Raw genomic sequence first — 15825 nt, 5'->3', positions numbered from 1 at the left:
CGTCTCGGCCTCGAGGCACTGGTCGACGAACTCGCCCCCTACTGCGGCAACAACGCCTCGGAAGACTGATGCCCTTAGGCCGCGATATGCGCCCGGGCCGGCGTCGGCTCCGGCGCACGACGGCGTTCGATGAAATGCCGCAGGTAACGGCTCTGCAGATCCGCGCTCTCCAGCAGGATGAACAGGTCGGCGCAACCGAAATCCGGGTCCCAGCACGGCTCGCCGCCGACCGTCGCCCCCAGACGCATGTAGGCCTTCAGCAATGGCGGCAGACGAGTCGATGGCGTGTCCGCCTGTCCATCCAGGGCCGGCAATGGACGGCGCGGGCGCACCCGTCGCTCCGCCGGCGCCAGATGGCGAGTGAGCAGGCTGTCGGTGATCGCCCGGGCGGTGGCCCCGCCGTCATCCATTGGAATCGACGCGCAGCCAATCAGGTAGCCAAAGCGATTGTCCGCCATGAACCGGGCCAGCCCGGCCCACAGGGCCGCAATCGTTCCGCCTCGGCGCCAATCGGGGTGCACGCAGGTCCGACCGATCTCCATCACCCGACCGGGCAGTTTGCGAATCCCGGCAAGATCGAATTCCTGCTCAGAGTAAAACCCGCCGGTCAGGCAGGCCTGGGTGTCGGTGAGCACCCGGGTGCAGGCAACCACCGCGCCACTGGTATCCCGCACCATCAGGTGGTGACAGTGCGGATCGAAGGCATCGCGCTCCAGCCCGCCATGTCCCGCCGGAACGTGCGCGCCCATCTCCTCGACGAATACCCGGTAACGAAGTCGGTAGCAGGCCTCGCGCTCGGCCGCGGTGGTGGCAAAGGCCACCGTCAACCCACCCGATTCATTCAACCGGTCCCGCCGGCTCGCCTCGTCTCGCTGCATGGATCGTCTCCCCTGACGGTAAATACCTGATCGCAGGGTGGACAGACGAATTGGCAGTGTCGTGACGGGACGATGTCGATCCGATGACCGGATGACCGGGTGACAATGTGGACGCGTCGCACCGGCATAGGCCGCCGGCACTTCGCGCAGGGTTTCCTTAATCGAACTGCAGCAGCAGCCGATCGGGATCGGCCTCCGGCGGCAAGCAGGCCGTCCCGCGGCAGATATAGGCCAACCCAGCGTCGGCATCCGGCAGCGGCTTGTCGGGCAGCAGGTCATCACTGCCACTGACGATTACCGTCATGCCACGGCGGCGCAATGTCGCGATCGCCGTCTGCCAGCCCGTCATTTCTCGGGCCTTGATTACCACCACCGTACCGGGCTGATGGAACCGTCGCAGGGCAGCAAGCAGCCGCGTGTGGGCCTGCGGCGCGCGATCGATCGACCCGGCTGCCGCCTTGAAGATCGCCTCGGCGAGGCTCAGCCAGTCGGTCCGCCCCAGGGCATAGCCCAGCCGGGTGAGCGTGTCGGCCAGCACCGCGTTGCCGGCCGGCTGGGCGTCATCCGTGAACACGACCAGTCCCGCCACCGGCGCCGCATGACCGGCGTGACTGAGCCGAAAGGCACCGCTCGCATCGTCGAACCGCTCGGTAATCGTGCCAATGATCTCCTCGATGCGTGCCAGCCGCTCGGCAACCGGCACACGAAAGAAGGCCTCGGACTCGGCCTCGAGCAGCAAGGCAAGATCATCGAGAAAGGCCGGCACCGAGGGTCGACCGCCGAGGTGGCCCGTCGGCAGATCGGCCACGGCGGTATCCACGGGCACCAGCCGGTCGAGCAGATCGAGCCCCTTGCTGGCCCAGTCGTCACGCCCAAACCGGTTGCCCGCACGCAAGAGACCGGTGGCCAGCATGGCATTGAGACCGAGCAGGGACTTGTCATCACGCTTGGGCTGCGGGCGGGCATCACGGCGCGCCAGCAGGGCACGACGGATCGGCCCGGCCAGTGGCCGCACCTCGTCTACGGATTGGGCGCGGTGAAACGCGGCGAGATGCCACTTGCCCTCGAAGTTCGCCGGACGGTCGAGTCCATATTCGGACACAAATCCATCAATGGTCCCGGCATCGAGCCCGGCCGTTTCCAGAACCTCCCGCGCCTCATCGGGTGTCCAGAGGTAGGTGGCGCCCTCCTCGCCCTGGGTATCGGCATCCAGGCTCGCGGCGAAGGTGCCGTCGGCCAGGCGCATGCGCTCGAGAAAATGATCGATGCTGCGCGCGAGCAGCGACTCGATCACGCCCCGGCGCTCGTCCGACTCCGGGCCCAGAGAGGCAAGGCGCGACAGGGTGTCCGGCAACTGGGCGTTGTCGACCAGCATCTTCTCGAAGTGCGGGATGCTCCAATCGGCATCGACGCAGTAACGGAAGATACCGCCGTCGAGGTGATCGAACAGTCCGCCATCGAGCAAGGCGGCCACCGCATGATCCAGCCGCCCTCGCCCATCGTCGCCGCGGGCAGCCGCCTCGTCGAGCAGAAAATCGAGCATCGGCAATTGCGGGAATTTCGGTGCACCGCCCAGGCCACCATGCTCGTCGTCCAGCGCGCCCTCGAGCCGCGCGCGGGCGGCATCGGCCACCGACACCGGCGGCAAGGCGTCGCTGCCCGGCGGCGGCGCGCTCAGTGCCCGATGGACCGCCCTGCCCTGCTCTCGCGTCTGGTCACGCTTTTCCCGATAGGTGCTGTGCACCCGCTCGAGCAGATCGGCAAAGCCGGGCATGCCGAATCGCGGCCGTGACGGAAAATAAGTGCCGATGAAGAACGGCGTCAGATCGTCCGGATTGAGAAAGGCGGTCAGCGGCCAGCCGCCGCCGCGCTGGTTCAAGAGCGCGTGCGCCGTCTGGAAGGTCTTGTCCAGATCGGGCCGCTCCTCGCGATCGACCTTGATGTTGATGAAATGTCGATTCATCACCGCCGCGATCTCGGGATCGGAGAAACTTTCGCGGGCCATGACATGGCACCAGTGACAGGCGGCGTAACCAATCGACAGCAGGATGGGTCGATCCTCCTCGCGGGCGCGGCTCAGCGCCTCGTCATTCCAGGCATACCAGTCGACCGGGTTGTCGGCGTGGGCCTGCAGGTAAGGGCTGGTCGATTCGAGCAGGCGCGGATTGGCCATCGAAACTTGCTCCCGTCGGGGGAATGGATGATCGGCGATCGCTCGCTCCATACTGGTAGACTCTAGGCCGTTTCACAATCGCGTGGATACCCATGGAATACCCCGCCATCGACCCCGTCGCCCTGCAACTCGGCCCGCTGGCCATTCACTGGTACGGGCTGATGTACCTGTTCGGCTTTGCCGGCGCCTGGGCATTGGCCCGGTGGCGTGTCCGGTCGCCCGACTGGCCGCTCCGTGCAATGCAAGTCGACGACCTGCTCTTCTACGGCGCGCTCGGCGCCATCCTCGGCGGGCGAATCGGCTACATGCTGTTCTACCAGCCGGGGCAACTGCTCGACTCGCCCCTGTCGCTGTTCGCGATCTGGGACGGCGGCATGAGCTTCCACGGCGGATTGCTGGGCGTGCTTGCCACCATGGCCTTCTACGCCCGGCGGCAGGGGCTGGCGTTCTTCACCGTCACCGATTTCATCGCCCCGTTTGTACCCATCGGCCTGTTCTTCGGCCGAATCGGCAACTTCATCAACGCTGAACTGTGGGGCGGTCCCACCGATCTGCCCTGGGGCATGGTGTTCCCCGGCGGCGGCCCCGCGCCGCGTCATCCGTCGATGCTCTACGAGGCGGCATTGGAAGGCCTGGTGCTGTTTATCCTGCTGTGGGTCTTTTCCATGAAACCGCGACCGCGCATGGCGGTCTCCGGCCTGTTCCTTGCCGGCTACGGCACATTCCGTTTCGCGGTGGAATTCGTCCGCGAGCCGGACGCGCATATCGGCTATCTCGCCGGCGACTGGCTGACCATGGGTCACCTGCTCTCCGCACCCATGATCCTCGCGGGAATCGGTCTACTGTTCTGGGCCTATCGCCGCGGTATCATGGACCGCCCCGTTGACACCCAACCGACCGCGAGACCCGAATGAAGGCCTATCTCGACCTGATGCAGCACGTCCTCGACCACGGTGTGGATCGCGACGACCGCACCGGCACCGGCACGCGCAGCGTTTTTGGCCATCAGATGCGCTTTGACCTCGGACGGGGCTTCCCGGCACTGACCACCAAGAAGCTGCACCTGCGCTCGATCATCCACGAGCTGTTGTGGTTCATCAGCGGGGATACCAACGTCCGCTATCTGCAGGACAACGGCGTGCGCATCTGGAACGAGTGGGCCGACGAAAACGGGGATCTGGGTCCGGTCTATGGCGCGCAATGGCGCTCCTGGCCGACGCGCGACGGCGGCGCCATCGACCAGCTCGGCCAGGTGATCGAGCAGATCAAGACCAATCCCGAGTCGCGTCGCCTGATTGTCACGGCCTGGAACCCGGCCGATGTCCCCGAGATGGCCCTGCCGCCCTGCCACCTGCTGTTCCAGTTCTACGTGGCCAACGGCCGGCTTTCCTGCCAGCTCTACCAGCGCAGCGCGGATATCTTCCTCGGCGTACCGTTCAATATCGCCAGCTACGCCCTGCTGACCATGATGGTGGCGCAGGTCTGTGACCTCGAGCCGGGCGAGTTCGTCCACACGCTCGGCGATGCGCACCTCTACCACAACCACCTCGACCAGGCGCGTGAGCAGCTCACCCGTGAGCCGCGCGCGCTGCCGACCCTGCGCATCAACCCGGCCCGCACCACGATCGACGAGTTCGTGTTCGACGACTTCGAACTGGCCGATTACGACCCGCACTCGCACATCAAGGCCAAGGTTGCCGTATAGACAAGGCGTGTGGAAACCTCGGCGCGAAATCTTCCCAGGACGGGCGACATGAGATGAAGGGGCTCGGTGTTTGGGCTAAACTGCCAAGTTAACCCCACTTTCATCACCATGCCGCGAGGCAGGAATCCGCATGCGCGTCAGTCTCATTGCCGCGATGGCCCGCAACCAGGTCATCGGTCGCAACAACCAGCTACCCTGGCGGCTCCCGGCCGACCTCAAGCATTTCAAGCAGTTGACCATGGGCAAGCCCCTGATCATGGGGCGCAAGACCTTCGAGTCGATCGGCAAGCCGCTGCCTGGGCGGACCAACATCGTGGTCACCCGGGACGAGGGCTTCAGTGCCGAGGGCGTGATCGCGGTCCACTCGCTCAATGCCGCCCTGGCCGAGGCCGAAGCGCACCTCGACGAGACCGAGGAGGCCATGGTGATGGGTGGGGCGAACATCTACTACCAGTACCTGCCCCGTGCCGACCGGATGTACCTGACGCTGGTGGAAGTGGAAGTCGCGGGCGACGCGCATTTCCCGGTGTACGTCCCCGACGAATGGACGCTCACCGAGACCACGCGCCACGAGCCGGACGATCGCAACCCCTACGCCTACCAGTACCTGGTGTTCGATCGCGTTCCCGCCTGACTGGAAACCCCAATCGACTATCTTTACACGGGAAGGGCTGCACGAATCCGATACCGCTCTGCGCGCCTTGATCACGAACGGCTGGCCAAGCCAGAGTGGCATCGGATTCGTGCCGACCTTCCCTTAATGAAGGGATTCCCGAATGCTGCGGGACGGTGCTTGTCACCCCCGCCGGAACACGCAACCCGGAGTCCGCGATGACCCTGCCGTCACTCGATCTGCGCGACGAATTCGGCCACCAGCCCGAGCTGATTGCCCGACTGGTGGATGTCTACGACATTGCCCTCAAACACCGCTGGATCTACGCCAGCGTGATCGCGCTGAGCGGCGCGTTCTTCATGTTGCAGTGGTCGCTACTGGCCGACACCGCGCAGTACGGGCACCCCTGGGTGGGCATACCGCTGATCGCCATGGCGGTTTGGCTCGCGCTGGCACCGGCGGCGAGCATCGCCAAGTGGGCCTCCCTGCCAGCGCATTTCAGCCGCGACTACCTCTCCTACCGCGACATCCACTGGATGCAGCAGATGACCGAGCGCCACCCGGTGTTGGTCGCCACGGCAGAGCCGTTTCTCAATGCGCGCGAGCCCGTGCCGATCGGCGCGCTGCGCGAGTTCTGGGCGCCGCTGGTCCGTGAGGAGGAGCGCCAGCAGCGCTAGGGGAGCTTAATTCGTCTTGGGTAGACGCACCTGCCGCTCGGCCTGTTCGAGCACGTGATCGTGGAAGCTGCGCATTACCGGCGTATCCCGCTTGCCCTGGCGCTGGACCATGTACCAGTGCCGGATGATCGGCAGCCCCTCGACGTCCAGAATCGCCAGCCGACCGGTCTCCAACTCCAATTCCAGCGTGTGCTGCGAGACGATCCCTACACCCAGACCCGCCTCGATCGCCTGCTTGATCGCCTCGTTCGAACGCATCTCCAGTCCCGGCTTGACCGCCAGGCCGTGTTCCTCAAAGAAGCGCTCGATCGCCGCCCGCGTGCCAGAAGCCGACTCACGCTGAGCAAATCGGTGCTGGGCCAGCTCTTCGAGCGTGATCGCCTTGCGCCCGGCCAACGGGTGGTCCGCCGCCGCGATCGCGACCAGCGGGTTCTCCAGGAAGGCCTCGGAATGCAGGTCGGCATCGGTGGGTGGCTCGCCCATGATGACGATATCCGTCTCGTTGTGAGCCAGCTGCCGAAGCAAGCTCTGCCGGTTGGTCACGTCCAGGCTGATCGACACCCCCGGGTAACGCTTGGAGAAATCGGCCAGCAGGCGGGCGACAAAGTAGTTCGCCGTACTCGCGACGCTCACCCGCAGGTGGCCGCGATGCACGCCCTTCATTCCCTGCAACACCTCATCGGCCTCGGCGATCACTTCGAGGATGCGCTGCGCGTAACCGTATAGCTCCCTTCCGGCATCCGTGAGATACAGTTGCCGACCGGTCTGCTCGAACAGCGGCAGGTCGACGTTGTTTTCCAGTTGACGAATCTGCATCGATACCGCGGGTTGAGTAAGATGCAGCTTCTCGGCTGCCTTGGTGTAGTTGAGGAGCTCGGCCGCGGCGCTGAAGACGCGCAGCTGGTGCAATGTGTATCGAATCATCGGCTAACCCATAAGGCTTTCTTTATGGTGGACATCACTTATTTTGAATTGCTTTGATGGTCGGTGGACGTATAGTATCGACCGAGACGAAAGAGGGGGCCTTCCCCTAGGTCGATCCCAAACCCAATGCCAACCTTACCCTTCCGGAGGATCGCTATGGCGAACAAAAGTTACAGCGCGGGCGTAAAAGATTACCGCGAAACCTACTGGATGCCGGAGTACACGCCGCTCGACACGGATCTGCTGGCGTGCTTCAAGATCACCCCGCAGCCGGGCATCGATCGCGAGGAAGCCGCTGCCGCTGTTGCAGCCGAATCCTCCACCGGTACCTGGACCACGGTGTGGACCGACCTGCTGACCGACATGGACTACTACAAGGGCCGTGCGTATCGCATCGAGGACGTGCCCGGTGACGACTCCGCCTTCTACGCGTTCATCGCGTACCCGATCGACCTGTTCGAGGAAGGCTCTGTCGTCAACGTGTTCACCTCGCTGGTCGGCAACGTATTCGGCTTCAAGGCCATCCGTGGTCTGCGCCTGGAAGACGTTCGCTTCCCGATCGCCTACATCAAGACCTGTGGCGGTCCCCCGCACGGTATCCAGGTAGAGCGTGACAAGCTGTCCAAGTACGGCCGTCCGATGCTGGGCTGCACCATCAAGCCGAAGCTGGGCCTGTCGGCCAAGAACTACGGCCGTGCGGTCTACGAGTGCCTCCGTGGTGGTCTCGACTTCACCAAGGACGACGAGAACATCAACTCGCAGCCGTTCATGCGCTGGCGTGACCGCTTCCTGTTCGTTCAGGAAGCCACCCAGACTGCCGAGAACCAGACCGGCGAGCGCAAGGGTCACTACCTGAACGTCACCGCGCCGACCCCGGAAGACATGTACAAGCGTGCCGAGTTCGCCAAGGAAATTGGCGCACCGATCATCATGCACGACTACATCACCGGCGGCTTCACCGCGAACACCGGTCTGGCCAAGTGGTGTCAGGAAAACGGCGTGCTGCTGCACATCCACCGTGCCATGCACGCTGTTATCGACCGCAGCCCGACCCACGGTATCCACTTCCGTGTACTGACCAAGATCCTGCGTCTGTCCGGCGGTGATCACCTGCACACCGGCACCGTCGTAGGCAAGCTGGAAGGCGACCGCGCCTCCACGCTGGGCTGGATCGACCTGCTGCGTGAATCCTTCATCCCGGAAGACCGCTCGCGCGGCATCTTCTTCGATCAGGACTGGGGCTCCATGCCGGGCGTCTTCGCCGTCGCATCCGGTGGTATCCACGTCTGGCACATGCCGGCACTGGTCGCCATCTTCGGTGACGACTCGGTCCTGCAGTTCGGTGGTGGCACCTTGGGTCACCCGTGGGGCAACGCCGCTGGCGCCGCCGCCAACCGCGTCGCTCTGGAAGCCTGTGTCGAGGCCCGCAACCAGGGTCGTGACGTAGAGCGTGAAGGCAAGGAGATCCTCACCCAGGCCGCTCAGCACAGCCCGGAACTGAAGATCGCCATGGAAACCTGGAAAGAGATCAAGTTCGAGTTCGACACCGTCGACAAGCTCGACACCCAGAACCGCTAATCCAGGCCTTCTTAACCAGAATCTGACTCATAGGTAAGAAACCATGAACCAAATGCAGGACTACAAGACGACGGTCAAGTTCGAGACTTTCTCCTACCTGCCGCCGATGACCCCGGACCAGATCCGCACTCAGATCGAGTACGCCATCGCCCAGGGCTGGAGCCCGAGCGTCGAGCACGTCGAGCCGGCAAACATGATGAACCACTACTGGGACATGTGGAAGCTGCCGTTCTTCGGTGAAGACAACGTCGACAACGTGCTCACCGAGATCGAAGAGTGCCACCGCAAGTACCCGGGCCATCACGTTCGCCTGGTTGCGTATGACAACTTCACCCAGAGCCAGGGTATCGCCTTCGTGGTTTACCGCGCCGGCTGATAAGCGATGTGGCTGCCCGCCTTCGGGCGAGCAGCGCAACCATCAACACGAGGTACAACAGGCATGCCTGTACAATCTGGAAACAACTCAACCAGAAATCGTGCAGCAGCTCGCGCCCGACGCGAGGAGCTTTCCCGTGGTGGCAACACCGCGGCAGCTTCTCAGGGTGGCGGCAGCCTCGCCGGTCTGACCGGCAAGGAACTGTCCCGCGCCCGTCGTGCTCAGTTGTCTGCACACGGCAAGAACGCCAGCACCTCGACCTGGAAAAAGGCCGCGTCGGCCGCTCGTCAGAACCCCGCGGCATCGCGGGATTCCGGCAGCAACGGCGCTGCCAACTCACAATCCCACGCATCCGGGTCCACCAAGGAATCCGTTGACGAGATGTGCTCGCTTGCCGAGTCCGATCCGAGTCAATACGGTTCCGAGGCGGACCTGGTGCGGTCCGTCTGCCGTACCCGTCGCCAGGCCATGGCGAAGTACGGCAAGAGCGCACTCCCGCCGAAGCCCGCCTCTCAGGGCGGCCCGGGTCGCAAGCAGATGCCCTTCGCTGACGAGGTTCGCTCGCAGTCGAAGCCGGCACCGGCTAGCAACGACATCCAGGCCGACTCCTCCGAGCACGAGGCGTCGTTCGAGTCGCTCTGCACGGTCGCCAAGAAGCGTCCGGCCCGCCTTGGCCCCCAGGCCAACCGCGTGCGCCAGATTTGCCAGGCTCGTCGTGAGGCGATGGCAAACAAAGGCAAGCGTGCGTTGCCGGCCAAGCCGGCCTCGCAGGGCGGTCCGGGACGTGTGGGTTACCAGGTTCCGGGTTATCTGGACACCAGTGCCAGCGGACGCGAAGCGGCCATGCGCCATCGCGAGATGCTGTGCCAGTACGGCCGGGGCAGCGCCCCGTCCTGCCGTCCTACCGGACGTCGCAAGCCGGAAGCCACCAGCGAGGCGTCCGCGCCAAAAAAGGTGGAAACCGGTCACACGATTTCCGGCCGTGAGGTAAAGGGCACCCAGGTGGAGCGCTCGCGTCGCGTTTCGGGTAACGAATCCGGCAGCTGCCGGGTGATTTCCGGCACCGAGTACGTCGGTAACGAGCAGTACGAGTCGTTCTGCTCCACCCGCCCGCAGCCGAACGCGCCGAAGGTCCGCACGTCATCGACCGCCCGCGGTCACGGCGTCAGCGGCACCGCGGTAGGTCGAGCCAATCAGGTCACCGGTGACGAGCGCGGGACTTGCGAGTCCGTGACCGGCACCGAGTACCTGAGCAGCGAAGACCTGCAATCGTTCTGCGGCACCAAGGCCCGTCCTAGCCACGCCGACAAGGTCGTGGAAGGTCGGACCGAGAAGCAGATGCGTGTGACCGGTAGCGACGAGTTCCGTCCGGCCCGGGCCACCGGTGGGGAGACTGGCGCAAACCGGTCGATCACCGGGTCCGAGTACGCGGATTCGGGCGTAGCGCGGATGACCATCAACGGGGCACCGAAAAAGGTGGCGGAAACGCATACCTACACCGGTCGCGCCGTGTCCGGCACCGCCATTGGTCGTTCCAGCCATGTCACGGGTGACGAGCCAGGCACCTGCCGTAATGTCTCCGGTACCCAGTACCTGAGCTTCGAGCAGTACGAGTCGTTCTGCGACACGCGTCCCGAGCCGGGCTACGACAAGGTCGGCGTCGATCAGTCACGTCACGGTGAGCGGATCACGGGCAATCTCGTGGACCGTAGCGAGCGCGTGACGGGCAACGAGCCGGGCTCCTGCTCCCGTCTGACGGGTTCTCAGTACAGCGAACCGCGTTTTTGCGGTGGCGGCGTCGACAAGGTTCAGACCATGCACACCCTCGCGGGTCGTGGACTGACCGGTCAGCGCGTCGACCATCACCCAAAGATGTCCGGTGACGAGCAAGGGGGGTGCATGCCCGTCACCGGTACCGAGTACTACGGCACTGAACACTATGGTGCCTATTGCTCGGGTTCGCCCGCACCCCACGCTGAGAAGGTCGAGACGTCGATGACCTGTGAAGGTCAGTCCATTGGCGGTACGCCAATGGGTTGGACCGAGGATGTCACCGGCAACGAGTACGGTCATGACCACTACGTCAGTGGCACGCCCTACGCCAACGCATTGCACACCGGTTGTGCCGCACCGACCAGCCATCCGCTGGCCGCGCGGACCCAGCCGAGTGCACGGCCCGCGCCACAGGCGGCTTACGCCCCGTCCCAGGAGCCGATCACGGCCCCCGAGGATTTCAGCGTGAACACGCCGGCGCGCGCCGCTCGCGGTCGCGTCACGGGCAGTTCCTTTGATCAAGGCGGCGGCCGTATCACGGGCCCCGGCAACATGGCCATGGGACTGATCACCGGTACGCCGGAGTTCCGTCACCCTGAGCCGAGCGCCTCGCATCCGCGGATGGGTTCGATCATGCCGACGCCTGCGCCGACACCGGCCGCAGCACCGGCACCCGCACCCGCCCCGGTTGCTCCGGCACCGACTCAGAACGCACCGGCGCAGCCGGTGGCAGCCTCAGAGCCGCAACCGGAGATCCCGGCTGCCGCTCCTCCGGCTGACGCCACGCTGCAGTGCGCTCCTGAAACGCAGATGCGTGAGCGCGTCACGGGAGAAGGTGGTGAACGCTGCCGCATCTCTGGTGATGACTGGTCGCGCAATGGTTCGGTGACCGGTACCGAGGGTCAGTGGGCCCAGGGCCGCAACCCGTCCCTGCGTGGTGAGGCTCGTGGTGCCGTACGCAATGCCTGGGTCAACCGTGAAGTGCCGCGTCCGGATGTTCCGGCATCCAAGATCACCGGCAGCAGCGGTACCGACATGAACGGCTCGACGATCACCTACTCCGGTGGTGCTCGGGGCTAAGTGGCTGGAATGAGAGGGCAAATGACACAACAGCCGTTTCGTCGCAGCAGTCAGGGTGCGCCCCGACTGGGCCAGCGTCGGGCGCCGTTCGGCCTGGGTGCACCCAGCGGGCTTCGCAGCCCGATGGGCGCGCCCCAGCCGGTCGCGCACCCGGCCTGCCCCTCGCTGCCGGAACGCGGTTGTCGCCACCCGCTCACCAACCACGAGGCCAATCGGCAACTGGCGTATTGCGAAGACTCCGTCAAGGAGCGGTTCGATCGCATCATGCCGTTTCTCAAGGACGTGGCCGCCCTGCCCCGTGACGGGGAACTGGGCGACCGCATCCAGGCACGGGCCAACGACCGGCTGGGCCATGGCTTCACTGATGCCCAGGTCAACGACAGCTGGATCGAAGGACCGGATCTGCGGGGACTTTTCGCAAGTGCCACCTTTGAGGCGCTCAACGCTGCCACCAAGCAGTTCGGGCGCAAACTGGAAGACCAAAAGGACGACGCACTGTCCACGAGTAGTTTCTTTCTCGACTGCGGTTTTCACGCGGTCGATATAAGCCCCTGCTCGGACGGACGGTTAAAGGGCCTGATGCCGTTTATCTTTCGGCTCCCGCCCTGGTCGTTCACTTATCGCAAGGCGTATGCCGGCGCACTATTCGACGTCGAAGAGGATCTTCGGCTCTGGAGCGAGGTCGAACTCCGCCGGTTTCGCGAGGGCGTACCGAACCGGGCTGACGTGGGCAGCCGCTATCTCAAGATCGCGGTCTACCACGGCAGCTCCTCGGACCCTCACCATGAAGGCTGCGCCGCGCATGGCAGCGACGAGCGCAAGGCAGCCGAGGCCGCGTTGGATCGGCTGCAGGCCTTCCGCCAGGCAGTGGAGAACACCTACTGCTGTGGTGCCAGCACGGACATCCTGCTGGTGGGCGTCGACACGGACACGGACGCGATTCGCGTCCATATCCCCGACGCCAACGGCGATGTCAGCGTGCATCGATACATCGACAACGCCTACCTGTATCAGGAGACGTTGAACCTGGAGCGCGATGCGGCCCATCTGGCCATTTACGATGCCATCCGCTCGGTCAACGAAACCGATGACTGGGGGCGTACGACCGGGGGCGAGCCGCATGACGGCATGCGGCGCTTCGTGGCCAGCCTGCTGATCAACAACCTGTCACAGATCGATTACGTGACGGAGCGGTATCAGGGGCGTTACCCGGCCGAGATCATCGGCCATGCCGAGCGCTACATCAGCGTCGGCGATGGCTTCGAGGAGGTGCAGATGCGCAATCTGGCGTATTTCGCGCACCTCCACACGGTAGAAGAGAACACGAACGACCTGGACGTCGGGATCAAGATTTTCCGCAAGCTCAACGTGAGCCACGGACTACCCATCCCGATTGCCATCCACTTCCGTTACGACGGTCGTGTTCCGGGTGGACGCGAACGGGCCGTGGCCCGGGCACAGCGGGTCTGCAACGCGATCCGCGAGCGCCACTCGGAGCTGGATGAACAGGACATGCTGTATTTCCAGCTGACCGTTCAGGACCGCCTGCCGGGCAGCGAAATTGAAGAGGTTTCTCAGGCATGAAGATCATGCGGGTCGAAAAGACCTTGGTCTCGACCAATCGGATCGGCGAGCTGGGCCACCGCCCGCTCCTGGTCGTTACCGACAAGCCGGGCGGCACGCCGCAGGTTGCCGTTGACGCCATCGGCTGCATCCCGGGCGACTGGGTGATCTGCGTCGGTTCCTCGGCGGCTCGGGAAGCGGCAGGTAGCAAGTCCTACCCGTCCGACCTGACCATCGTCGGGATCATCGACCAATGGTCTGCTGAGTGACATGGAGATCATGCAGGTACGTTCCGACCTGGTGGCCACGCGGCGCGTGCCCGGGTTGAAACACGTTTCCATGAGGGTGCTGGTCGATCAGTCCGGCGGCCTCAACGTCGCGGCCGACCCGGTCGGGGCACCAGAGGGTAAATGGGTCGTCACCGTCAGCGGTTCTGCCGCCCGGTTGGCGCTCCCGGATCCCGAGATCCAGACGGATCTGACAATAGTCGGCATCATCGATCATTGGGATCCTTGCTGACATTCGGTTTTCTGTTTAAACAAGTCGTTCGAGAGGAGAGACAAGATGGCTGATGTATCCGGTATCGCACTGGGAATGATTGAAACGCGCGGCCTCGTGCCGGCGATCGAAGCGGCTGACGCCATGACCAAGGCTGCCGAGGTTCGCCTGATCGGTCGTCAATTCGTCGGTGGTGGTTACGTGACCGTTCTGGTCCGTGGTGAGACCGGTGCGGTCAACGCCGCCGTTCGCGCTGGTGCCGATGCGTGTGAGCGCGTTGGTGACGGTCTGGTTGCTGCGCACATCATCGCGCGTGTCCATTCCGAAGTAGAAAACATCCTGCCGAAAGCCGTGGAAGCCTAAGGCGGATTTACGCAATGTCGGCGTCCTGATGTCGCCGACTGATTTAACTAAAGCTTGGGAGTAACTCAAATGGCTGATGTATCTGGTATCGCACTGGGAATGATCGAAACGCGCGGCCTGGTGCCGGCAATTGAAGCGGCTGACGCCATGACCAAGGCTGCCGAGGTTCGCCTGGTCGGTCGTCAATTCGTCGGCGGTGGTTACGTGACCGTTCTGGTCCGTGGTGAGACCGGCGCAGTCAACGCTGCCGTTCGCGCTGGCGCTGATGCCTGTGAGCGTGTTGGTGACGGCCTGGTAGCCGCCCACATCATCGCTCGCGTACATGGCGAGGTAGAGAACATTCTGCCGAAGACCCCGGACGCCTAATTCCGGGTAATTTGAGCAGGCTCCTGTGGTCGTGTCCTCGTGGCACGGCCCTGTCTGCCAACCCAATTTTTTATCAGGAGCCGTTCAGACATGAGTGCTGACGGCTCTTGTTGGATTGACCGACCCGAGGGTTCACCAAATGGCTTATTCCGGTACTGCACTGGGCATGATCGAAACGCGCGGCCTCGTGCCTGCCATCGAGGCAGCGGACGCGATGACCAAGTCCGCGGACGTGCGGCTGATCGGCCGCTCGTTCGTCGGCGGCGGTTACGTCACCGTCCTCGTGCGCGGTGAGACCGGTGCCGTGAACGCCGCCGTTCGGGCGGGTGCCGATGCCTGCGAACGCGTCGGCGATGGCCTGGTGGCCGCCCACATCATTGCCCGCGTGCATGGTGAGGTCGAGTTGATCCTGCCGGAGGATGCCGCCCATTGCGAATCCTCCTGGTGCGTCCCCTCCACGGACGCGTAAACGCCGCTAATCCTATGCTCTGAGGGGTTTCACCGTGATCATGCGATCGAACTCGCGTGTGATTGGGCTGCTTGGACGAGCCCTGAAACTGGAAATGGAATCCGCCCAGCAGCATGCCACCCGTGCCTCGTTGGCATCGCTCTGGGGCCAGCACTCGCTGGCCGAACAACTGATACGCCTGTCGGACGAGGAAAAGGGGCACGCCGACCTCGTCACCCGGCAGATGCTGCGGTTGGGGTTCGCCCCGCCGGCGCTCTCCCTCGACCCGGTCCGACCCGGTCGCGACCCAGAGGAACTTCTGGCGCTGGGTCGGGCCAAGGAATGGGAGACCGTTCGATTCTACGAGGAGACGGCCAACTGGTTCCGGCGATTCCAGCCGAACGAGACCGGCGCCCTCTTCGCCCATCTCTTCAACGAGGAGCTGGGCCACGTCCGTCAGCTCGGCGGTTAGGCAACACGAGTTCTCAGGGAGAACGCACATGGTTGAGACGACCGACATCCAGGTGGACGGCTGGCAGACCCAGAAGCGTCCCCCCATGCTGATCCGCAAATTCGAGTTCGAGGAATATTCGCAGACACGTGATTTCCTCGATCGCCTCGCCGAGATCTCCGAGGAAATGGGTTACCACCCCAGCCTGCAATTCGACCGCACCCAGGTCAGCGTCAATGTCTCTCCGCTCGAGGAGACGCTCGGCGATCTCGAGGTACGCTTCGCCAAGCAGGCGTCAAAGCTGGCCGAGCACACCCAAACGGGTTAACTCGATCGGTTAACCAGGCAGGCTGACCCCA

Annotated in this window: 18 protein-coding genes; 15 read left to right on the top strand and 3 right to left on the bottom strand. The window is 64.1% G+C overall.

Annotation, left to right across the window (positions count from 1 at the left end; translation table 11 throughout):
• Positions 1-74 precede the first annotated feature (74 nt).
• Both ABGV18_RS09405 and ABGV18_RS09400 read right to left on the bottom strand, forming a co-directional pair.
• Positions 75-878 carry a GNAT family N-acyltransferase gene (locus ABGV18_RS09405; protein ID WP_396585800.1) on the bottom strand — a complete coding sequence of 268 codons (804 nt, stop codon included), beginning with the start codon at positions 876-878 and terminating at the stop codon, positions 75-77.
• Positions 879-1035: 157 nt separating this feature from the next.
• The gene (locus tag ABGV18_RS09400; RefSeq protein WP_396585799.1) at positions 1036-3051 is read right to left on the bottom strand and encodes a DUF255 domain-containing protein; all 2016 of its coding nucleotides are present in this window, start codon (positions 3049-3051) and stop codon (positions 1036-1038) included.
• 92 nt (positions 3052-3143) lie between these two features.
• Between ABGV18_RS09400 and lgt the strand changes: the two genes are divergently transcribed.
• The 4 genes from lgt (at position 3144) to ABGV18_RS09380 (ending at position 6046) form a co-directional block, all read left to right on the top strand.
• Complete coding sequence (lgt, locus tag ABGV18_RS09395; protein WP_396585798.1) at positions 3144-3965, top strand: prolipoprotein diacylglyceryl transferase; 822 nt, start codon at positions 3144-3146, stop codon at positions 3963-3965.
• Positions 3962-4756, top strand: a complete 795-nt coding sequence (locus ABGV18_RS09390) for a thymidylate synthase (protein WP_396585797.1) — start codon at positions 3962-3964, stop codon at positions 4754-4756. Before lgt ends, ABGV18_RS09390 begins: the two co-directional genes overlap by 4 nt.
• A 130-nt stretch (positions 4757-4886) precedes the next feature.
• On the top strand, positions 4887-5390 hold the full coding sequence (gene folA, locus ABGV18_RS09385; protein WP_396585796.1) for a type 3 dihydrofolate reductase: 504 nt from the start codon (positions 4887-4889) through the stop codon (positions 5388-5390).
• A 197-nt stretch (positions 5391-5587) separates the two neighbouring features.
• Positions 5588-6046 (top strand): hypothetical protein, encoded by a 459-nt coding sequence (locus ABGV18_RS09380; RefSeq protein WP_396585795.1) that lies wholly within the window; start codon positions 5588-5590, stop codon positions 6044-6046.
• Positions 6047-6052: 6 nt separating this feature from the next.
• Here ABGV18_RS09380 and ABGV18_RS09375 read toward each other — a convergent pair whose 3' ends face one another.
• Entirely contained in the window at positions 6053-6970 is a 918-nt protein-coding gene (locus ABGV18_RS09375) for a LysR substrate-binding domain-containing protein (protein ID WP_396585794.1), read from the bottom strand.
• A 156-nt stretch (positions 6971-7126) separates the two neighbouring features.
• Between ABGV18_RS09375 and ABGV18_RS09370 the strand changes: the two genes are divergently transcribed.
• From ABGV18_RS09370 to ABGV18_RS09320, 11 genes are all read left to right on the top strand, one after another.
• The gene (locus ABGV18_RS09370; RefSeq protein ID WP_396585793.1) at positions 7127-8548 is read left to right on the top strand and encodes a form I ribulose bisphosphate carboxylase large subunit; all 1422 of its coding nucleotides are present in this window, start codon (positions 7127-7129) and stop codon (positions 8546-8548) included.
• A 43-nt stretch (positions 8549-8591) separates the two neighbouring features.
• The gene (locus ABGV18_RS09365) at positions 8592-8924 is read left to right on the top strand and encodes a ribulose bisphosphate carboxylase small subunit (protein ID WP_396585792.1); all 333 of its coding nucleotides are present in this window, start codon (positions 8592-8594) and stop codon (positions 8922-8924) included.
• A gap of 63 nt (positions 8925-8987) precedes the next feature.
• The gene (locus ABGV18_RS09360) at positions 8988-11777 is read left to right on the top strand and encodes a CsoS2 family carboxysome shell protein (protein WP_396585791.1); all 2790 of its coding nucleotides are present in this window, start codon (positions 8988-8990) and stop codon (positions 11775-11777) included.
• Positions 11778-11798: 21 nt separating this feature from the next.
• Complete coding sequence (locus ABGV18_RS09355) at positions 11799-13361, top strand: carboxysome shell carbonic anhydrase (RefSeq protein ID WP_396585790.1); 1563 nt, start codon at positions 11799-11801, stop codon at positions 13359-13361.
• Positions 13358-13609, top strand: coding sequence for a carboxysome peptide A (locus tag ABGV18_RS09350; RefSeq protein WP_058575620.1), 252 nt, complete (start codon positions 13358-13360; stop codon positions 13607-13609). The genes ABGV18_RS09355 and ABGV18_RS09350 overlap by 4 nt, the downstream gene beginning before the upstream one ends.
• Before the next feature lies 1 nt (position 13610).
• A complete protein-coding gene (locus ABGV18_RS09345) occupies positions 13611-13859 on the top strand; it encodes a carboxysome peptide B (protein WP_396585789.1) in 249 nt (82 codons plus the stop codon).
• A 45-nt stretch (positions 13860-13904) separates the two neighbouring features.
• The gene (locus ABGV18_RS09340; RefSeq protein WP_396580952.1) at positions 13905-14201 is read left to right on the top strand and encodes a BMC domain-containing protein; all 297 of its coding nucleotides are present in this window, start codon (positions 13905-13907) and stop codon (positions 14199-14201) included.
• Positions 14202-14270: 69 nt separating this feature from the next.
• Positions 14271-14567 (top strand): BMC domain-containing protein, encoded by a 297-nt coding sequence (locus ABGV18_RS09335; RefSeq protein ID WP_396580953.1) that lies wholly within the window; start codon positions 14271-14273, stop codon positions 14565-14567.
• 139 nt (positions 14568-14706) lie between these two features.
• A complete protein-coding gene (locus ABGV18_RS09330; RefSeq protein ID WP_396585788.1) occupies positions 14707-15036 on the top strand; it encodes a BMC domain-containing protein in 330 nt (109 codons plus the stop codon).
• A 40-nt stretch (positions 15037-15076) separates the two neighbouring features.
• A complete protein-coding gene (locus ABGV18_RS09325; protein ID WP_396585808.1) occupies positions 15077-15487 on the top strand; it encodes a ferritin-like domain-containing protein in 411 nt (136 codons plus the stop codon).
• A 28-nt stretch (positions 15488-15515) separates the two neighbouring features.
• Positions 15516-15794 carry a 4a-hydroxytetrahydrobiopterin dehydratase gene (locus ABGV18_RS09320; protein ID WP_396585787.1) on the top strand — a complete coding sequence of 93 codons (279 nt, stop codon included), beginning with the start codon at positions 15516-15518 and terminating at the stop codon, positions 15792-15794.
• The last annotated feature ends 31 nt before the right edge of the window (positions 15795-15825 follow it).

This window comes from Guyparkeria halopsychrophila (genome assembly GCF_044582135.1).
Classification (GTDB): Bacteria; Pseudomonadota; Gammaproteobacteria; order Halothiobacillales; family Halothiobacillaceae; genus Guyparkeria.
This window is presented reverse-complemented; position numbering and strand designations above follow the sequence as displayed.

Coding starts and splice junctions, on each gene's coding strand:
- ABGV18_RS09405 (WP_396585800.1), bottom strand. CDS start 878: ATGCAGCGAGACGAGGCGAGCCGGCGGGACCGGTTGAATGAATCGGGT.
- ABGV18_RS09400 (WP_396585799.1), bottom strand. CDS start 3,051: ATGGCCAATCCGCGCCTGCTCGAATCGACCAGCCCTTACCTGCAGGCC.
- lgt (WP_396585798.1), top strand. CDS start 3,144: ATGGAATACCCCGCCATCGACCCCGTCGCCCTGCAACTCGGCCCGCTG.
- ABGV18_RS09390 (WP_396585797.1), top strand. CDS start 3,962: ATGAAGGCCTATCTCGACCTGATGCAGCACGTCCTCGACCACGGTGTG.
- folA (WP_396585796.1), top strand. CDS start 4,887: ATGCGCGTCAGTCTCATTGCCGCGATGGCCCGCAACCAGGTCATCGGT.
- ABGV18_RS09380 (WP_396585795.1), top strand. CDS start 5,588: ATGACCCTGCCGTCACTCGATCTGCGCGACGAATTCGGCCACCAGCCC.
- ABGV18_RS09375 (WP_396585794.1), bottom strand. CDS start 6,970: ATGATTCGATACACATTGCACCAGCTGCGCGTCTTCAGCGCCGCGGCC.
- ABGV18_RS09370 (WP_396585793.1), top strand. CDS start 7,127: ATGGCGAACAAAAGTTACAGCGCGGGCGTAAAAGATTACCGCGAAACC.
- ABGV18_RS09365 (WP_396585792.1), top strand. CDS start 8,592: ATGAACCAAATGCAGGACTACAAGACGACGGTCAAGTTCGAGACTTTC.
- ABGV18_RS09360 (WP_396585791.1), top strand. CDS start 8,988: ATGCCTGTACAATCTGGAAACAACTCAACCAGAAATCGTGCAGCAGCT.
- ABGV18_RS09355 (WP_396585790.1), top strand. CDS start 11,799: ATGACACAACAGCCGTTTCGTCGCAGCAGTCAGGGTGCGCCCCGACTG.
- ABGV18_RS09350 (WP_058575620.1), top strand. CDS start 13,358: ATGAAGATCATGCGGGTCGAAAAGACCTTGGTCTCGACCAATCGGATC.
- ABGV18_RS09345 (WP_396585789.1), top strand. CDS start 13,611: ATGGAGATCATGCAGGTACGTTCCGACCTGGTGGCCACGCGGCGCGTG.
- ABGV18_RS09340 (WP_396580952.1), top strand. CDS start 13,905: ATGGCTGATGTATCCGGTATCGCACTGGGAATGATTGAAACGCGCGGC.
- ABGV18_RS09335 (WP_396580953.1), top strand. CDS start 14,271: ATGGCTGATGTATCTGGTATCGCACTGGGAATGATCGAAACGCGCGGC.
- ABGV18_RS09330 (WP_396585788.1), top strand. CDS start 14,707: ATGGCTTATTCCGGTACTGCACTGGGCATGATCGAAACGCGCGGCCTC.
- ABGV18_RS09325 (WP_396585808.1), top strand. CDS start 15,077: ATGCGATCGAACTCGCGTGTGATTGGGCTGCTTGGACGAGCCCTGAAA.
- ABGV18_RS09320 (WP_396585787.1), top strand. CDS start 15,516: ATGGTTGAGACGACCGACATCCAGGTGGACGGCTGGCAGACCCAGAAG.